18 protein-coding genes are annotated in these 19,584 nt (G+C 34.6%); 2 read left to right on the top strand and 16 right to left on the bottom strand.

What is annotated here, in order from left to right; genetic code table 11:
* Nucleotides 1-192 precede the first annotated feature (192 nt).
* The 3 genes from modB to mobB are packed head-to-tail and all read right to left on the bottom strand — an operon-like array spanning nucleotide 193 to nucleotide 1,651.
* Nucleotides 193-849: a molybdate ABC transporter permease subunit gene (gene modB, locus COC46_RS18040; RefSeq protein ID WP_098811308.1), complete on the bottom strand. Its 657-nt coding sequence runs from the start codon at nucleotides 847-849 to the stop codon at nucleotides 193-195.
* Nucleotides 850-886: 37 nt separating this feature from the next.
* The gene (locus COC46_RS18035) at nucleotides 887-1,117 is read right to left on the bottom strand and encodes a group-specific protein (RefSeq protein ID WP_098811307.1); all 231 of its coding nucleotides are present in this window, start codon (nucleotides 1,115-1,117) and stop codon (nucleotides 887-889) included.
* Nucleotides 1,118-1,651, bottom strand: coding sequence for a molybdopterin-guanine dinucleotide biosynthesis protein B (gene mobB, locus COC46_RS18030; RefSeq protein WP_098811327.1), 534 nt, complete (start codon nucleotides 1,649-1,651; stop codon nucleotides 1,118-1,120).
* Between the two features lie 335 nt (nucleotides 1,652-1,986).
* On the opposite strand from mobB, the gene COC46_RS18025 reads away from it, so the two are divergent.
* Nucleotides 1,987-2,334, top strand: coding sequence for a Na-translocating system protein MpsC family protein (locus tag COC46_RS18025; RefSeq protein WP_098811306.1), 348 nt, complete (start codon nucleotides 1,987-1,989; stop codon nucleotides 2,332-2,334).
* A 48-nt stretch (nucleotides 2,335-2,382) separates the two neighbouring features.
* Here the strand turns inward: COC46_RS18025 and moaC are convergent, their stop codons facing one another.
* The 13 genes from moaC to dacB form a co-directional block, all read right to left on the bottom strand.
* Nucleotides 2,383-2,865: a cyclic pyranopterin monophosphate synthase MoaC gene (gene moaC, locus COC46_RS18020; protein ID WP_098811305.1), complete on the bottom strand. Its 483-nt coding sequence runs from the start codon at nucleotides 2,863-2,865 to the stop codon at nucleotides 2,383-2,385.
* Between the two features lie 60 nt (nucleotides 2,866-2,925).
* Nucleotides 2,926-3,507, bottom strand: coding sequence for a molybdenum cofactor guanylyltransferase (locus tag COC46_RS18015; protein WP_098811304.1), 582 nt, complete (start codon nucleotides 3,505-3,507; stop codon nucleotides 2,926-2,928).
* A complete protein-coding gene (locus tag COC46_RS18010) occupies nucleotides 3,504-3,998 on the bottom strand; it encodes a MogA/MoaB family molybdenum cofactor biosynthesis protein (RefSeq protein ID WP_098811303.1) in 495 nt (164 codons plus the stop codon). Before COC46_RS18010 ends, COC46_RS18015 begins: the two co-directional genes overlap by 4 nt.
* Nucleotides 3,999-4,032: 34 nt before the next feature.
* Entirely contained in the window at nucleotides 4,033-4,269 is a 237-nt protein-coding gene (moaD, locus tag COC46_RS18005) for a molybdopterin converting factor subunit 1 (RefSeq protein WP_098811302.1), read from the bottom strand.
* Nucleotides 4,266-4,736 carry a molybdenum cofactor biosynthesis protein MoaE gene (locus COC46_RS18000; protein WP_098811301.1) on the bottom strand — a complete coding sequence of 157 codons (471 nt, stop codon included), beginning with the start codon at nucleotides 4,734-4,736 and terminating at the stop codon, nucleotides 4,266-4,268. The genes moaD and COC46_RS18000 overlap by 4 nt, the downstream gene beginning before the upstream one ends.
* 39 nt (nucleotides 4,737-4,775) lie before the next feature.
* Nucleotides 4,776-6,065, bottom strand: coding sequence for a molybdopterin molybdotransferase MoeA (locus COC46_RS17995; protein ID WP_098811300.1), 1,290 nt, complete (start codon nucleotides 6,063-6,065; stop codon nucleotides 4,776-4,778).
* 19 nt (nucleotides 6,066-6,084) lie between these two features.
* Nucleotides 6,085-7,101: a molybdopterin-synthase adenylyltransferase MoeB gene (locus tag COC46_RS17990; RefSeq protein WP_098811299.1), complete on the bottom strand. Its 1,017-nt coding sequence runs from the start codon at nucleotides 7,099-7,101 to the stop codon at nucleotides 6,085-6,087.
* A gap of 251 nt (nucleotides 7,102-7,352) precedes the next feature.
* Nucleotides 7,353-8,366, bottom strand: a complete 1,014-nt coding sequence (moaA, locus tag COC46_RS17980; RefSeq protein ID WP_098811297.1) for a GTP 3',8-cyclase MoaA — start codon at nucleotides 8,364-8,366, stop codon at nucleotides 7,353-7,355.
* A 20-nt stretch (nucleotides 8,367-8,386) separates the two neighbouring features.
* Complete coding sequence (fdhD, locus tag COC46_RS17975) at nucleotides 8,387-9,196, bottom strand: formate dehydrogenase accessory sulfurtransferase FdhD (protein WP_098811296.1); 810 nt, start codon at nucleotides 9,194-9,196, stop codon at nucleotides 8,387-8,389.
* A gap of 155 nt (nucleotides 9,197-9,351) precedes the next feature.
* Complete coding sequence (locus COC46_RS17970) at nucleotides 9,352-9,831, bottom strand: helical membrane plugin domain-containing protein (protein WP_098811295.1); 480 nt, start codon at nucleotides 9,829-9,831, stop codon at nucleotides 9,352-9,354.
* 12 nt (nucleotides 9,832-9,843) lie between these two features.
* Nucleotides 9,844-12,771 carry a formate dehydrogenase subunit alpha gene (gene fdhF / locus COC46_RS17965; RefSeq protein WP_141550934.1) on the bottom strand — a complete coding sequence of 976 codons (2,928 nt, stop codon included), beginning with the start codon at nucleotides 12,769-12,771 and terminating at the stop codon, nucleotides 9,844-9,846.
* Between the two features lie 398 nt (nucleotides 12,772-13,169).
* Nucleotides 13,170-14,168 (bottom strand): NAD(P)H-dependent flavin oxidoreductase, encoded by a 999-nt coding sequence (locus COC46_RS17960; RefSeq protein ID WP_098811293.1) that lies wholly within the window; start codon nucleotides 14,166-14,168, stop codon nucleotides 13,170-13,172.
* A 420-nt stretch (nucleotides 14,169-14,588) separates the two neighbouring features.
* Nucleotides 14,589-17,483 carry a D-alanyl-D-alanine carboxypeptidase/D-alanyl-D-alanine endopeptidase gene (gene dacB / locus COC46_RS17955; RefSeq protein ID WP_098811292.1) on the bottom strand — a complete coding sequence of 965 codons (2,895 nt, stop codon included), beginning with the start codon at nucleotides 17,481-17,483 and terminating at the stop codon, nucleotides 14,589-14,591.
* A 278-nt stretch (nucleotides 17,484-17,761) separates the two neighbouring features.
* On the opposite strand from dacB, the gene COC46_RS17950 reads away from it, so the two are divergent.
* Nucleotides 17,762-19,231: a L,D-transpeptidase family protein gene (locus tag COC46_RS17950; protein ID WP_098811291.1), complete on the top strand. Its 1,470-nt coding sequence runs from the start codon at nucleotides 17,762-17,764 to the stop codon at nucleotides 19,229-19,231.
* Nucleotides 19,232-19,584: the final 353 nt, after the last annotated feature.

Below are 19,584 nucleotides of genomic sequence, written 5' to 3'. Positions count from 1 at the left end.
ATTTCAGTACTATAAAATAATTTTTGATAAATAAGGTGATCACTGCTACATCTTCTTTGTCTCAGAAAAAGGAAAGTAGCAATGAAATGTGCAGTTTATGTTTTAAAATCAATAATTTGATTATCATTTTAGCTAGTTTTGAGAGGTTATATGAATTTTTTCTTTATCTTTGACACATTTTTTGTACAACAATCATTTTTGTTTTCTCTGGACCATCATTAACATGATAAATGAAATTAACACCATAGAAAGTACCCATAACCATGCCATTTTCATATTCCCAGAATCAATAGCTAAGTAAATGGCAGTAGGGACTGTCTGTGTTTTTCCAGGAATATTACCAGCGAACATAAGAGTAGCACCGAATTCACCAAGTACTCTTGCAACACTTAAGATTCCTCCCGAGATAATTGCATTAAATGAAAGTGGGATTGAAATAAAGAAAAGTATCTCCCATTCATTTGCTCCGCAAACTCGGGCTGCTTCTTCTATCTCATTATCCACTCCTAGGAATCCAGTTTTTGCAGATTGATACATTAGTGGAAATGCTACAATAATTGAAGCAATTACAGCAGCCCACCATGTAAAAATGATTGGTTGCTTAAATAACCATTCTATAGTTTTCCCAAGAATACTTTGTCTTCCAAAAATTACAATGAGTAAAAATCCTACAACTGTAGGAGGAAGAACTAAAGGTAACATAATTATCGTTTCCAAAAGTGACTTACCCTTAAATGATTTTTTCGATAAAATTCTCCCAAACATTGTACCTAAAATAATCACGATAAAACCAGATAATACAGCAACCTTAAGAGAAACCTTTAGGGGGATTAAAAATTCTTCAATCATGTATTCTCCTCATTTCGTTTTAACCCAAAACTACTAATTAAATTGATAACAAATCACTTAATCGTTTATTTCTAAGTTCTTGTTCGGCATTTGTTGATAAGTCATATTTTTTTATAAGATGGAATATTTCGTTCAATATTTCTTGTGAACATTCAGTTCGAAGTAATAAATCTAAATCATCAGTTATTCTATCTGGCAAATAGTTCCTTTGAAAATCTAACTTATCTTGTACATCTTTTTTTGAATGATTTAAATTACACTTACCCATTTAATCCTCTCCTGACTTCTGTTTAACGATTTCATTGATTAAGAATTCTATATAGTTTTGCTCGTCTTCTAAATGAAATACAGGATATTCTACCACTCTATTTTTTTGCAGTTCGAAATGACTTATAACACATTTAATATTTGTTAATGTATCTAGTAAAGTGAGATCACTTTCATCTCTTATTAAAACCACTTTTGGATAGCTTTCCCTCTTATACCCTTCTACTAAAATAACATTTGTTGAAAAAAAGCGATATAATTCAATCGTTTTCTTTAGGTCCCAATTTTTAATATTTGTTCTCAACTGTAAGACACCTTCTCCTTCAACACTAGATATAATTGCTCCAGCATTTAGGTGACGAATACTGTCTTTACTATTTACTTCGATTTCAGGAACTCCTCCATGACCATGATGTTTTATTGCCGCAACAACTAATCCATGTTGTTTAGTTCTCTTAATCAGTTTTTCAGTGAGTGTTGTTTTACCACTGTTTTGAAAGCCAACAATTTGTAAAATTGAACAATTCTTTTTAATAACATTCAATTCCTTTCTTCTACAGTTATTGATCCTACATTTTTCGAAAAAACTATTAACTTTTTTAAGAGAAACTTTTATATCTTCTTTCTTTTCTCCTTTACGTAATAATTTATTATCATAATGTGCTAATATATTTAATCGCCTTATTTAAAACATGAAATTTATGTAATAAATTACAAACCATTTTATTAATCCAGAGTTCCAAGATATTAGTTGTCTATAATCTACTATTTTCACATAAATGTTCAAGAGATGTTCGATTTTTCTTTTAATTTATTTATCATTGATTTATTATTAGAAAAACAAAACAACTAGAATAAGGGGTATTTAGTATGTCTAAAGTCATCCATGAATTTAATGACTATATTCGAAAACTGCGAAAAGAGTTATTTGGTAAAGGTCCTGAAAGAATCCATACTGTTTTTGTTGAAAATATGGCTGTTTCAACTTTGTATGGAAATCTTACTCCTACAGAACTATTTATCGCTCAAACTTCAGAAGGGCGTGATATCGTTCATAATGCTAGAACTAAGATGATTCAAGATGTCTATGCAAAAAATCCTCCCGTTAAATTGGAAGACATCGTTGGCGCTAAATTTATTAATCTTTTTTCTGATATGAAGGTAGAAGAAGATATTGCGATTTCAGTATTTGTTTTCGATAAAAAATTGGAAACTTAATTGATTAAATAGTTGATCCTATTAATCAATTAAGTTAATGTTCCAATCTTATTTATGAAAGAAGTCGCCGCTTTTACCACCAGTTTTTTGTACTAAAAATGTTTCTTTTATGACCATACTTTTATCAACGGCTTTACACATATCGTAAAATGTAAGGCCAGCAACACTTACAGCTGTAAGTGCCTCCATTTCAACTCCAGTTTTCCCACTGCATTTAACAGTCGCACGAATGATTAAATCATACCCATTTGGTGCTTCTACATACTCGAATGTAAAGTCAGTGCCTGAAAGTGCAATCGGGTGACACATTGGAATAATGTCTGAAGTTTTTTTCGCTCCCATAATCCCAGCAATCTGTGCTACATTTAACGGATCGCCTTTCTTAATTTGTCCATTTTGTATCGCGTCATATAATTCCTTTGATAGCGAAATTGTACTTTGTGCAATTGCTACTCGTGTTGTGATGTCTTTTTCTGATATATCGACCATTTTAGGTCTTCCTTCTTCATTCCAATGGGAAAATTCACTCATGATAGTTCCTCCTTTTGCAGACAGGATCTAGGCAATAGAATTTGCTAGCCTATTCTTGTATTACTCCTGCCCATTTTGCCAATCCTCAGGCCTATTGATATTCTTAAAGATTAGTTCATCTTTTGAAAATGGTACTGTAAATAAATTAACCTCATCAAATAGTAGCTGAAGCTTTCGATTGTTTTTATCTACAATCTCTTTCATCTTCCCGATACAATTACGATGGTAGAGTGCAAATAGCGGTTGAAGTTTATCTGATTGGACCGGTACGATTGCATCAACGTTAGTATGCTTCACCTTTGCGATCATTTTTTTTACAAAATCAGCTGTAATGAAAGGTGTGTCGCAGGCTAGGACAAAATACCAATCTGTGTTTGATCTTTTTGAAAATGCATTGTACATCGCATATAACGGACCTTGGTATTCGTCAGCTTCTCCTTCTATGACAAAGTCTAGATCTTTTTTACTAAAATATGGAACTAGTTTTTCGTTCGTTGAAATAATAATAGGTGAAATTGAATTTTCTTTTAAGGCTTCTACACTATATTCATATAAAAATTTGTTTTTATATGTTTCAAACATTTTTGGTTTTCCGTAACGAGAGGATTTGCCACCTGCTAATACGACACCAGCAATTTTCATTGTCTATTTAATTCCTCAACAAAATGTTGGCATGTTGGTAAAATTAGTTTTGTCATTGCTAAGTTTACAGCGTTCCTTGAGCCAGGAATTACGTAAATTGCTTTATCATTAAAACTTCCTGCAATTGCTCGACTAAACATTGCCTTTGGACCAATTTCTGTATAGCTTAATGAACGGAACAGTTCCCCAAAACCTTGCATTTCTTTATCTAACAAATTCGAAATTGCTTCATATGTAACATCTCTTTTCGTAAAACCAGTACCGCCAGTAATAATCATAACTTGAACTTGATCATCTTCGCTCCATGATCTAACAATTGAATCAATTAATGGGATTTCGTCTTTTGTAATTTTATAATCCAAAACGATATGTTTTTGCTCCTTCAACAAAGCCTTAATTAGTTTACCGCTTTCATCATTTTCAACCGTTCTAGTATCACTAACTGTTAAAACCGCTATGTTAATGACCGCTAATTTATTATGTTTATGCATAAAACTTCACCCACCTTCATCCATTCAGTCGTAATCATCCTCCACTTACTGGTGGTATGAACGCTACAACGTCTCCATCTTTTACAATTTCTTCATCCGTTACAAACTCTTCATTTACTGCAGTCATAATCTGATGTAGTTGCGGTAAATCATATTTATTCATAAGTAATTCTTTTAACTCTTTTACGTTTATCCCATTTTGATCGTTTACCGTTAATTCTTCGATTCCAGCTTTCTCTCGTAAATGAGCAAATAATAATACTTTAATCATTTGGATTCCTCCATATTTGGTTTGCCGTTTTCGTATGATGTATTTTCTAATTGGTCACCGATCCACATCGTGCCATCTTCCCAAAACTCTTTTTTCCAAATCGGAACAATTTGTTTGATTCGTTCGATTGCGTATTCATTTGCCTCGTAGGCAACTTTACGGTGTGGTGACGAAACGGCAATGACAACTGCTAGATCACTAATCTCTAATTTTCCAACCCTATGCGTAATCGCAACAATTGCATCCGGCCATTTTTGCTTTATTTCATCACCAATTTGAGCAAGCTTTTTTACGGCCATTGGTTCATATGCTTGATATTCTAAAGACAGCGTTTTTTTACCTTTTGTTAACTCCCTAACTGTACCAATAAACAAAGTAATTGCCCCAGCGTTTCTACTTTTTACTTTATCTGATACTTCTTCAACTACAATTGGTGTATTGACAATATTAAATAATGATTGTTCCATGTAAATCACTTCACTTTTCTTAATATATTAAAGTACTGCTTATCTATACGATGGAGTGAAATCATACCAAGGCCATTTACTACCTTGAGGGTCTTCTAATAACAATAAGTCAACCGACATACCTTTTTCGTATTTTCTAGTTCCACCAGGTAAAACGATAAATGAATCCGTATAAGCTAATGAAGAAACTGCACTAGACTTATCAAAACCTGCTGGGATTGCTGTTAATCGACCTTCATCATAAACAATTTTCCCTCTCACAAATCTAGTAAAAGGATTCGGTTTCGGGAAGTTTTCTCCTAGTATCGCACTTACCCTCTTTAAATGTGGTGTTTCACTAAATAAATAAGTTTGGATAATCGGTCTAACAAATAATTCAAATCCAACGAAACAAGCGGAAGGATTTCCTGATAAACCGAACAATAATTTATTTTCAAAATGTGCTACAGTCGTTACACTTCCTGGACGCATAGCAATTTTGTTAAATAATACTGTGGCTCCTAATCTTGCGTATATTTCTGGTAAATAGTCAAAATCTCCGACTGAAACACCACCAGTAGTAATCAGAATATCGACTTGTTCTAATGCATTTTTCACTTCAGAAAAGCATGTGTCTAAGTCATCGCTAAACTTTCCTAAATATTTAGGAATTCCGCCTGCTTTTTGAATTTGAGCGAGAACCATATGTGAGTTACTATTGCGAATTTTACCTGGTTCAAGTGGTTCTTTTACATCAAGTAGCTCACTACCTGTTGCAATTACTCCGATTACTGGCTTTTTCGCTACCGGAACCTCACTATATCCAAATGTAGCAAGTAATGCGATCGTGCCAGGGTTGATTTCTGTTCCTTTTTTGACAAGAACATCTCCTTTTGACGTTTCCTCTCCTTGGAAAGAAATATTTTGGCCCTTTTGATAGGATCGTTTAATTTCAATAAATGTTTTACCTTCAATTTTCATCTCTTGTGCTAATTCAAGCATAACAACCGCTGAACACCCTTGAGGTATTTGCGCTCCAGTCATAATACGGACGGCTTGTAATGGTTCTACTTCATTTGGAAAAACTGAACCAGCACCAATTTCTCCAACTACTTCAAAGATTGTTGGATTTTCATTATTTGTGAGAATCGTATCTTCAGCTCTAATCGCAAAACCATCATATGGAGAGCGGTCGAATGCAGGTATATCTTGATCAGCTTTTACATCATCTGCTAGTACTCGACCATAAGCTAAATCAATCGATACCATTTCCTTTAATCCATTTACGGCAAAATCCATGACTTTACGAACCGCTTCTTCTATTGGTAATGGTACTCGTTTTTCGACCATTGATTTCATCCTCTCTCTATTAACCTAATAAACGATAATATAGTTTCTTAGCTTCTTGTATATCATTTGTGCCATGAACGAAAACCCTACCATCTTGAAAAATGACAAATCGATAATCTTCTAACTGACAAGAGATCAAATAAGGATTTCGTTCTACTTTCCCATGTTGTTTTAATTGATTTTCTAGTTCATTAAAATCATAATTTTTTGTCATTGAAGGTCTAATTTGAACTGTATTTCTCCCACATAATGTACTAGTTTTCGTTTGATTTTCAAAGGATAAATAAGGATACGTCTTATTCGTTCCACATGAAGGACATTCTTCTGATTTAAGTTTACTAATTTTAAAGGAAAAGTGCTCATTATTCCATAAATCAAATGTAAGAAATTTTGGATTAATGGCTGAATAATCCTCAACTAATATTTTTAATGCTTCAGCAACCTGATATGCTGTCACTAATTGTACCGTAGGACTAATAATTCCTGCTGTGTCACATGTCACACCAGGCACTGGTAAACTCTTTAATATACAGTTTAAACAAGGAGTTTTACTAGGTAGAATTGTGCAACACATGCCAAAACTACCGACACATGAACCATATACCCACGGAATTCCATACTTCTGCGATAAGTCATTTATGATAAATCGAATATCAAAATTATCTGTCGCGTCAATCATAACATCAACATCCTTTAAAAGGATGTCCATATTATCTGCACTAGCATCCATTACTAGTGCATTAATGTTCACTTCTGCATTAATTTTGTGAAGACGTTGTTTAGCCGCGATTACTTTCGGTAATTTCTCAAATGCATCTTCCTCGCTATAAAGCTGCTGTCTTTGCAAATTACTCATTTCAACATAATCTCGATCAATTAAAGTTAGTTTTCCAATTCCCGCTCTAACAAGTGCTTCGGCGCTAGCACTTCCTAACGCACCTGCTCCAATGATTAAAACATGTTTTTTTCTAATCAATTCTTGTCCTTTTTCACCAATTGGAGTAAAAAGCTGCTGACGTGAATAACGTTCTGACATAAATATCCTCCATTCAAAATCTAGGATCTAGGAAAAGAGTTTAAAAGATTTTCACTACCTTCCCTTAGTATCCTACCTTTAAATAAAAGCAGCATTAAGAAGTCCTCATCATATAAGGAGTTCTGAATGCTGCTTAATTTCCCTGCTTTACAAACAGAGATACCAATCATCACTTTTTCATTTTTGGATAGAGTAATATCAAAAAATTGCATAAACTCCAAGCCTCATAGTTTTGTATTAACTATTTTAGATTAACCGCCTATATGTGACATTTCAATTTTTTGTGATGGTTTTTTTGTATTACTTAATCGTTCATCCGAATAGCGATCAGTTCGATTGCTCCATATAGAAAGAATTGTTTCTTTTATTTGTTCATCATCTTGATTTGATCTTACTAATTCTCTTAAATCATATCCTTTAGTAGCAAATAAGCAAGTATATAATTTACCTTCTGCAGATATACGTGCTCTTGTACAGGTCGAACAAAATGAATCAGTAACTGATGAAATAATGCCGATTTCTTCATCACTATCTTTATAACGATATCGATTAGCAACTTCACCTACATAATTAGCTTCAGTTAATTCTAACGGCATGATTTCATTAATCAACTCTATTATCGTTTGTTTTGATACCACTTCATCAAGCTTCCAGCCGTTATAATTTCCAACATCCATATATTCAATAAAACGAAGAATGTGTTTTTTCTCTTTAAAATATTGTGCCATCGGGATAATATCCTGTTCATTCTTTCCTTTTTGAACAACCATATTGATTTTAACCTTCATTCCAATATCTGCAGCAGCTTGAATCCCCTCTAGGACAGCTTTTACATTCCCGCGGTTACCACTCATATAAGAGAATCGTTCTTCATTTAGTGAATCGATGCTGACAGTAATTCTTTTTAATCCCGCTTCAAATAAGTCTTTTGCGAACTTTTTAAGTAAAGTACCATTTGTCGTTAAAGCAATATCTTCAACACCGTCTATATGATTTAATCGTTTGATTAGTTTAGATAAATCCTTACGTAATAAAGGTTCTCCACCTGTAATTCTTATTTTTCTAACACCTAAAGATACAAAAATACGCGTTAATCTTTCAATTTCATCAAAGGAAAGTATTTTATCTTTTGATAAAAAAGCATAGTCTGGACCAAAAATTTCTTCTGGCATACAATAACGGCAACGAAAATTGCAGCGATCGGTAACAGATATACGTAAATCCTGTAAAGGTCGTTGGTGTTTATCCAATGCAACATTTTTCATAACCATTGCCTCACTTATTTTTATTTCAATGTAATTGAATCATTTACAATTCGATTTGTATGTGTATAAACATTTAGAGATTGATTTCGAATAAATCCAACTGTCGTAATCCCTAATTCATCAGCTAATTGAAGAGCTAATTCAGTTGGAGCTGATTTAGTCAATATGACCTCACAGCCTATTTTCGCTACTTTTAGTAAAATTTCAGAAGATAAACGTCCACTAAACACAATAATTTTATCTGAAATACTAATATTATTTTTAAGACAATAACCATAGATTTTATCTAATGCATTATGTCTCCCAATATCCATTCTATTCAAAATAATTCCATTTATATCACATAAAGCAGCATTGTGGACTCCACCTGTACTATGAAACAAAAATGCAGACTGTTGGATCTCATTCATTAAGCGAAAACAATCTTGAAATGATAGCTGAACATTTATTTCGTTCATTTTTTTTGCAGTTAGCGCATCATTTACAAAAACAAAGCCTTGTCTGCTCATTCCACAGCATGATGTAATATATCTTTTACTTTGAATCTCTTTATAATAAGGATTAATATTCTTTGTTTTTACATGGACGAAGCCTTCTTTTTCTTGGAACCATATATTTTCGATATCCTCGTATTTTCGGATGATTCCTTCAGATGCTAGAAATCCTACGACCATATCCTCAATATATTCCGGGGTACTGACCATTGTAGCAAATTCTTGTCCATTGATTTTAAGTGTGACGGGATACTCTGTTACAACGCTGTCGTCAATCTGTTTTGTTTCACCATTTTCAAAGCGGAGAATGCCTCTTCTCACTTCATTTGGTAGCATCGTTTAAGATTCCCTTCTTTTAAAGTATTTTATAATTTATAGTAAGTTTTTCAAAAATATTCATTAAGAGATGAACCTTTCACTTATTTCTTCATTAATAGGTTCATCTCTTATTATTAAACTCTTTTCTATTAAATACATCAATTGTTTTTCGATTATTCTTTTAGACCTTTTCCCATACCCTTTAGGAAATTAATACCAAAACCAACTGCTCGATTTACATCAGGGTCTTTTAATACTTTTACTAAATCTAGAATGCCTATCTTCTCATCCTTTTTTAGATGTTTATTCCCTTCATCAATTCCTTTTGTGACAGAATTGATTAGCTTAGTTGTTACCTCAGGGTCAACACTTGAAAGTACTCCAGCAGCACCCATGATGTTATTTATAATATTCGTTACTGGCTCGCGGTTCATTTGTCCTAAAGCAATTTTAGCAATTTTCTCTTTTGACTGTAGCATTGAATTTGCAGCCTCTAGAACACCAGTATCATTTAAGTCAGAAACTAAGTTCATCATTTTACTTAGCGAATCTTCATTTTCTGCTAATAAAATCTTCAAATCCTCTAGTTTCTGTTGGTTTTGCTCTTCTTTCGTCGGTACGTACTTTTGAATTGTCGTGATTGGTTGTGCCATGATTATACCCCTTTATTTTGTCGTTAAGTGGACGTATCCTTCTCTCTCCCATTTTCGCTGTACCTCAATTCCATTTTGAGGATTTCGCTTTTTATTACGCGGGTTCGATTTTGGCATTGGACTTTCACCTTCTACACGCAGAACTTCCATTCGTACTCTCGTTTGTTTATACGCCGGTGTGTTTGTACGGTGATCAGATGCTGGACCTGTTAAGAAATTAATCGCCGATTCCCTATTTGTTGAATTCATCGGTAAGAATAATTCATTTTTTTGTACTCTATCCGTTACTAGTGCCGGCAATTTCAGCGCTCCATACGGAGAGACTAATCGAACTAGCGATCCATCTTTAATTCCACGCTCATTCGCAAGCTCTGGTGATACCTCTACAAAAATCTCAGGTACCTTTAATTGAATACCGTATGATTTATTCGTCATATTCCCTTCATGGAAATGCTCAAGCATACGACCATTATTAATTAATAGGTCATATTCTTCCGGAAACCAGACAGGCTCCATCCAATCGGCTAAAGCAAACCTTGCTTTTTTATCAGGGAAGTTAAAACCATCCTCATAAAGAAGTGGTGTACTTGCTCCGTCTAAGCTTCCCCAAAGGAAACTATTCCAGCCTTCCATTACTTCATAGCTGGCTTGTGAGAATAATGGTGATAAACTTGCCATTTCTGCAAAGACATCACTTGGATGCTCGTAGTTCCAGTTTGCACCTAATCGGTTCGCAATTTCTTGAACAATCCACCAGTCAGGCTTCGATTCACCAAGAGTAGGTAGTGCTTGATATAATCTTTGTACTCGGCGTTCAGTATTTGTAAATGTTCCTTCTTTTTCTAGCGATGGCGCAGCAGGTAAAATGACATCTGCATATTGCGCTGTTTTCGAGAAGAAGAGATCTTGTACAACAAAGAAATCCAAATCTGATAATACTTCATCGACATGGTTTGCATTACAATCAACAAGCGCCATATCTTCACCTACAAGATACATAGCTTTCATTTCGCCTTTTTCAATTGAATGAAGCATTTGAATATTATCTAGACCAGGTTTTCCAGCGATTTCAACGCCCCATGCTTTTTCAAACTTTTTACGAGCCGCATCATCAGTAACATGTTGATAACCTGGAAGCCAACCTGGAAGTGTCCCCATATCACATGCACCTTGTACATTATTGTGACCACGTAGTGGATAAGCACCAGCACCTGGACGTCGATAGTTACCTGTTGCAAGCAATAAGTTCGAAATTGCAGCAGAAGTATCTGAGCCACCAGTATTTTGTGTAACACCCATTCCCCATAAAATACAAGTTCCATCCGCTTCATGAATCATTTCAGCTATTTGAATTAGCGTTTCCTTTGAAATGGCCGTCACGCTTTCTGCATATTCAAGTGTATATTTTTCAAGAACAACTTTAAAATCTTCAAAGAAATGAACATTCTCATAGATAAATTTCAAGTCATGCCAGCCTTGATCAATTATATATTTCGTAACAGCCATCAGCCATACTTGGTCTGTACCTTGCTTTGGTCTAATAAATATGTCAGAACGCTCTGCCATTTCATTTTTACGTAAATCTGCAACAATTAGTTTTTGGCCGTGTAATTTATGAGCTCGCTTAACTCTAGTTGCAAGAACAGGATGACCTTCCGCCGGATTCGCCCCAACGATAATAACTAATCCAGCTTTTGCGATATCCTTAATCGTTCCTGCATCTCCCCCCATACCAACCGTACGGAATAATCCATCTGTTGCTGGTGATTGACAGTAACGAGAGCAATTATCAACATTATTTGTTTCAAACACTTGTCGTGCTAGCTTTTGAATTAAATAGTTTTCTTCATTTGTAATTTTTGAAGATGAAATAAATCCTACAGAGCCTTTACCATATTCTTGTTTAATTGAACCAAGTTTACTTGCAACTAAATCAAGTGCTTCATTCCAGCTCGCTTCAACAAATACGCCATTTTTTCGAATTAATGGTTTTGTAATTCGTTCTTTTGAATTAACGAAATCCCAACCAAACTTACCTTTTACACAAGTCGAAATTGCATTCACTGGTGCATCAGAGCTTGGTTGAACTTTTAAGATTTTACGATCCTTCGTCCAAACCTCAAAGGTACATCCAACTCCACAGAAAGTACAAACTGTTTTTGTCTTTTTCGTACGAGTTTCTCGCATAGCTGCCTCTACCTCTGAAACGGCAAAAATACCACTATATCCAGGCTCTACTTTTTTGACTAAATCAATCATTGGATCAAGTAATTCGTCATTTAATCCAGTCATAAAACCAGCTTCACCAAGCATTGATTTTTCCATTAATGCATTACAAGGACAAATCGTTACACATTGCCCACAACTAACACATGAAGAATCATTAATCGAAACACCTTTATCCCAAATGACACGAGGACGCTCAGCTTCCCAATCAATTGACAGCGTCTCATTTACTTGTAGATTTTGACATACTTCTACGCACTGACCACAAGCAATACATTGGTTTGGATCATATCGATAAAATGGATGTGTCAAATCTACTTCACAAGAAGCAGCCTTTGGTTTATAAGGATACTTCTGATGCTCAATCCCCATTTCTTCAACCGTATTATGCAGCTTACAATTCCCATTGTTATTGTCACAAACGGTACAATATAGTAAATGATTTTCTAGTAAGCGATCCATTGCTTCTGTTTGAGCTTCCTTTGCTCGAGGCGAAGACAATTGAATATTCATCCCGCTCATTGCTACAGTTGAACATGAACGTTTAAGCTCTCCATTAATCTCTACAATACAAGTGTCGCACGTTTGAATCGGATCGACTTCAGGAACATAACAAATTTGCGGATGACTAATTTCATTTTTATTGATGATTTGTAAGATCGTTGAACCTTGCTCGGCAATTGTTTCTTTTCCATTGATTGTGACTGTAACCATGTTATTTTCCACGGTTTTCCTCCCCTTTTTCCATAAAGAAAACTCGCCGACTGACAAGCCGCGTATTTTGGCGTAGACACCAGGCGTAGTTGCACTTTTACTTAATTCTCCAAATTGGCAACGTCCTTGAATACCCACCATGCTGCCAATTTTTACGTTTTAACGTATAAAAAAATCCACCACGAAAACACATACCTATCATTAGGCTTTATGTCTTCATGGTGGAATAGTTTATTAGCAAATCGTACTAACATACCAATCCATTTTTTGTTTACTAAGTTAATAGAATCATAACATCTCCATACTATGATTCCATCGCTATGAAATCATTATAATCTTAAAATTATAAATAAACAATAGATTCACGGCATGTAAGTAAAACGCTTACAATATTTTCTTTATTTATTAACCGTTGATTTTAACTTATCAGCATTTCGATTAAGTTTTTCTACTGCTTGAGCATACTCTTCCTCTAGTTCACTTATAATGTCGGCAATCGAACTTATTTTTGTAATTGCACCAACTCCGTGTCCAGCAGACCAAATTTCTTTCCAAGCCTTCGCATTCGATTCATTTTTCATTCCATCAAAATCGACCTGTTTTTTCTTTTTCAATTCTTGAGGGTCAAGTCCAGCCTTCACAATGCTAGGAATTAACATATTCGCTTTTACGCCAGAAAATGCATCAGTCAGTATAAGATCATCTTGAGTTGCATCAACTAACATTTGACGATATTCATCATTTGCTAAGCTTTCTTTCGCAACGATGAAGCGCGTTCCCATATACGCTAAATCAGCACCTGCAGCTTGAGCAGCTAAAATACTCTTACCAGTCGAAATAGCACCTGCAAGCACAATAATGCCGTCCCAGAACGTACGAACACTATCAACAAACGCAAATCCATTTAAATTCCCAGCATGACCACCAGCACCTGAGGCAACTAAAATTAGTCCATCAACACCAGCCTCGGCTGCTTTTTTAGCAAACTTAATATCACTAACATCTGAAAATACTAGACCACCATAACTATGTACGATATCAACTACTACCTTAGGAGAACCTAATGAAGTAATAACAAGCTCAGGCTTATGTTTCTTCAAAAGTTCAAGCTCTTCCTGCAATCTGCTATAAGAGCTATGAACGACCATATTCATTGCCCAAGGAGCAATTTTACGTTCTGGTTCATTTGCGCGTGCCAAAGCAAGATTATCATTTAATTGACCCATCCATTGATCAAGAACCTCAATCGGACGAGCATTCGGTGCTGGAAATGAACCAATTACTCCGTTTAAACATGCTGACTCGACTAACTCAGGTCCAGACACTAAAAACATCGGTGCAGCAATAGCTGGCAGCCTAAGCTGACTCCACCATTTTTCAGGAATTTGTTTACTCATATGAAAACCCTCCTCTTTTTTAATGAATATTCTGATTATTATTAATAATACATTAGTAAACTATTATTTTCAACTTAGTGTTGGTAAAAAAGCTTTTTAAAGGCTATAGAACAAAACTATGTGATAAAATTTTATATATCAATATACTAAAGTGAATAGTTAAATAATAGACTCAGACTTTATAAAATTCATATTTTATAATGATTTTACTACCATTCACTTTTATTATTTTTCATTTATAGATAGAAAATTATTATTATAAACATGATGAGCTCCTTAAAAAGAAATCTAAATTCTTTTATATTATTTATTTCTTTATTCTAGTAGTTAGTATTTCTTCATATTTTAGCGCACAAACAAAGCCGTCTCTATTTTACTAGAGACGACTTTGTTGATTATTATATAAAATTAGATTTGTTCCTATTTAAATGAAACTCCAGCTAGTGCCGCACCTATTTTATTTTGTGCATCTGTAAGGATGCTTGAAGATGATGTATAACCGTTCATTAGAATAGCAAAATACAGATGTTCGCCATCCTTCGTTGTCACATAGCCTGAAAATCCACTCACACCAGTAAGCGTTCCTGTTTTAGCATGTACATTATTTTCAGCAAGAGTTTGTCGCATTCGGTTTTTCAATGTACCATCAACCCCAGCGATCGGGAGAGATTGATAAAATACATTAAAATAAGATTCTTTACTTATACCTGCAAGTAAAGTTCCGATTTGACGTGCAGAAAGCATATCATATCTACTTAAACCAGATCCATCTACCATTCTATATGTCGGATCAATACCGAACTTTAGTAAGCTATCTTTTACAACTTGCGCACCTGCAGAAGAACTTCCTTCCCTTTTCTTCTCCGCCCCAAGTCGCTTAAGAAGCATTTCGGCATAGAAATTATCACTCTCTTTAGTCATATAGCCAAGAATATCACGTAGTGGCGGAGAGCTTAATTGTGATATTTTCTCGTTTCCATCTGTTACAACACCAGTCTTTATCTCAGCTCGCTTATTAAGTTTAATACCCGCTTTTTCTATTTCTTCTTTAATAATCGTGCCTGCATACAAAGAGGGCTCTTCTACAGCTATCTGTTCACTATCAGGTTTTACACCTATAGGTAGGTCTCCTTTTAAGTGAATTATGTTCTTACCTCGTTCCCTTTCAATCGTAAATGTATTATTTGAATCTGAAGATACTGTTTTAGATTCATTTAGAATTTGTACATACTCAGTTTTAGGCTGCAAATTAAAGGCTACTGGTTTCCCAACTTCACTAGTTTGATAGTTTACTAGAACTGAACTCCTATTAATTGATAGTGCGCTTAATTGAGCATTATATCCATATGTTTCATCATCCCATGCCCATCCAGTTCCTAGACGCTGCGAATCATACTGGCTTTCATCAATAATAATATTACCAGTGATTTGAGTAATTCCCCTTTTCTTTAAATCTTCTACTAGTTTTGCAATCTTTGTACCGTTTTGTTGGCCAGAAGGGTCATCTGACTGTAGTGTTGGATCGCCATATCCTTTAATAATGACATCCCCGTCTACTTTGCCATGTTTATTTGGAGGTGCTGTTAAATAAAGTTCCGTTTTGAATGAATAGTCTGGACCGAGTTCTCTTAGTGCAGTAGCTCCCGTCAAAAGCTTCATATTCGAAGCTGGTGTTAGTAAATCATCAGCATCTCGTTGGTACAGCACTTCTTCTCCACTCTTACGGTCAAGTGAACCAACAACTATTCCAGTCGTTACACCTTTTAAATTTTCTTGATCCAAGATTGGGTCGATAAGTGTAGAAAGTAAAAATGTATCAGCAATTGTTTGTACACCCTCACCTGTTTGATTTGGATATTGACTCAACAGAACAGCAACTGCATCCTGAAAAGCCGTAGCTGATGTTGATGTACGAACACCGTTTAATAAAATTGAAAATGCAAGCTTGTCACCATTTTGATCTGTAACATAACCAGATAAACTATTTACTCCGCTCATAGAACCGGTTTTGGCATGTACATTTTTTTCAGCACTCGTTCCAATCATCCGTGATTTAAGTGTTCCATCAACACCTGCAATTGGTAGTGACTGTTCAAATACGTCCTTATACTCTTGTTGGGACACATATTTCAATAATTGTGCCATTTGCTTTGGTGAAATTAAATCCATACGTGATAATCCTGATCCATCAACCTGCCTATAGTTTGTATCGATTTCTGCTTTTTTGAGAAATTCTTCAATAACGTCTGCTCCTGCATTAAAGCTACCTTCATTTTTAGCAACTACACCTAATTCTTTCAAAAGCATTTCCGCATAGAAATTGTCACTTTGTTTATTTAACTGAACAATTAATTCACTAAGAGGCTTTGAGTTATGTACAAGAACCGGAGTACCTGTTATATTTTTTGTCTTTTCTACTTTTACTTTTTTCTTTGTTATGTCAATTCCTTCTGCATTCAAAGCTCTCTTCCAAACATTTCCTGCAAAAAGAGCAGGGTCATCTATTGCTACATCTTCCTTATAGGCCGATGATTGTTTACCAATCGTACCACTAATAACAATTGTATTCGTCCCACGAGGTCTATCAATTACAATGTTATTATTCCTGCCTTCAACAATTTTCACATTGTTATGTATGGTTACATAATCAGTCATAGGATTCATCCCTAATGAAGGTGTTTCTCCTATAGAACCATCTGGAGTAATCGAAAGACTTATCATATTTTCATGCACAGCTAATGAGCTAATTTGGGCATTATATCCATATGATTCATCGTCCCACATCCACCCTGCTCCAAGTCGATCGTCGTCATAATAACTATCATCTACCAAAATATCTCCGGTCATAGATGTAATGCCCTTGTTGGAAAGTTCTTTTGCCATATTTCGCATATCTTCTTCTGACAATGATGGATCACCATATCCTTTAACAATTATGTCTCCTTGCAGCACACCTTTTTTGTTAATTTGACCAGTAGTGTACACTTCAGTTTTAAAGCGGTAATCAGGCTTTAGTTTATCTAGCCCCGCTGCTGTAACAAACAGTTTTAAGTTAGATGCAGGAACAAATGCTTTATCTGCGTCGTACTGATCCAACAGCTCCCCAGTTCTCGTATTATACACCGCAATTCCAGCATGCATACCGACTGTGTTTGAACTTTTTGATAATTGTGCTACTAGACTATCAATTTGTGGAATAGTCCTGACTACTGTTGAATTTTCCGTAGACGTGGCATATGCCGGTAGCGTAAAAACTTGCATAGCAAGTACAGAACTTAACAACAATTTGCTACCTATACGTTTTACTTTTCTCATTATTCCTCTCCCCTTTTTGTTTATAGTACAAATATTAATATTCAAAATATTACAAAAATATCCTTTTTATTTATCTATTAAATAATATTACCAAATAGAATTTATGTTTCTAATTAACTCTCGTACGAAAAAACAATTAGATAATATTTCCACCTCAAAACAAATAGTGACAGAAATCGACTTAAAAAAAAGGTAGAATAGTAATAAATAAGTAAATAATGTAATATAATTGTAATCTACGAGTACAAACTATCATTTAATCTCAGTAGCATTAATAAATGGAACAAAGGGTACGGGAGGAATTTTTTTTGGAAACTACTTTAAATATTGGAAAAAAAACAATTCAACGGAGAAGATCATCAAAAGGTTTTTCATCTTGGCATATCATTACGACCGGGATCATCCTTATTATAGCAATCACTCTTGCTGCAACCTTTTATTATCAGGCAAGCCACTTTAACGCTCGAATCAAAATTAATGGCATAAAAATAAGTGGGCTGAGTGCTGAAAATGCACTTGAAAAATTAAAAACAAAAGAACTTAAAAACATAGTATATGTAGGTAAACAGCAAATCTTTGATGGAAAAGATACAAAACTGGGCTTTACGGAAAATGATCTACCGGCTATTAAAAAAATATTAAAAAGCCAACGTACATTCTTTCCTTCTTCAAAAGAAAAAAATTATATTTTAACGCCTAGTAAACTAGATGAAAACCAAATTCATACAATGAACAAACAAATAGAAGATAAGCTTCTCACACTTAATAAAGGTTTAAAAGCACCACAAGATGCGACGGTTCGTTTGGAACAAGGTAAAATCGTTGTCTCTAAAAGCATTGCCGGTGAGCAATATGATGTTACTAGTCTATTAAAAGAGTACTCACAACATAAATATACTAGTGTAATTCGTCTAAAGCCTGTTTTCATTCAACCGATCAAAGAAGACAATAAAATTGTGAAAAATGAAGAGAAAAAACTGCAAGCACTCCTAGGGCGCACAGTTAATTATAAGGTCCAAGATAAAGTTTATTCTTTAAAGGCGAGCAAATTAATTAAAAATGCTTCTGTATCAAAAGATTTAAAGGTTACAATAGACCCAGTTGATATGAAAAACAAAATTGCTGAAATAAATAATACTCATTCTACATTAGATAAAAATTTTAAATTTAAAACCCATTCAGGTTCAGTCATTTCAGTTAAAGGACAAGGATACGGCTGGGCATTAGATGTGGAGAAAGAATCTAAACAAGTTCTGGTCGCTTTTGAATCAGGAGATAAATCTATTTCAGCTACTCATATTCTCGGTCATGGCTGGAATAATGAAGGTTATGGTTATACTACGACTTCAAACAATGGCATTGGCGATACATATGCTGAAGTATCGATTTCAGAACAACGTATATGGCTTTACAAAAATGGCAAATTGGTTGTCACTACGAATGTCGTTACAGGTAAACATATCACTGGTGAAGATACATCAAAAGGAGTATGGTATATCCTTTATAAACGAACACCATCAATACTAAGGGGCTCTCACGTAGGTAGTGGGTCATATGAAATTGAAGTAAATTATTGGGCACCATTCACAAATAGTGGTCAAGGTTTTCACGATGCTAGTTGGCGAACGAACTGGTCAAGTAATGCCTTTTTAACTGCTGGGTCAGGTGGTTGTGTTAATACACCTCCTAGTATAATGAAGACTGTATATGATAACCTTAGCACGTATGAGCCGGTGGTTATTTATTAAAATTTAGATAGTGGTTAGAGCAGGGAATTTTTGATGATTTCCTGCTTTTTTTGTTTTTAGGTGTAATGTTGTCGCAAATAAATGCAGAATAGCTGTAATTATATTGTGTAGTACAAATAAAAGTATGAGAAACGCAAATAAGAAGGCTATCTCATCAAATAAATGCGGAGTAGCTGCAATTAAATTGTGTAGTGCAAATAAAATTCGGAAATCGCAAATAAAATTGACGGAACTGCAATTAAAATTAGAGAATCGCAATTAAAACCAGTGGAACTGCAATTAAAACCCACAGAATCGCAAATAAGATAAAGAAATACCCATACCGGTAAATGCATTATAGCTTAATAATTGGA

Origin of the sequence: Bacillus sp. AFS041924, from assembly GCF_002577195.1 — a bacterium.
Classification (GTDB): Bacteria; Bacillota; Bacilli; order Bacillales; family Bacillaceae_G; genus Gottfriedia.
The sequence above is the reverse complement of the archived record's forward strand: the minus strand, read 5'-3'. Positions and strand labels throughout refer to the sequence as shown.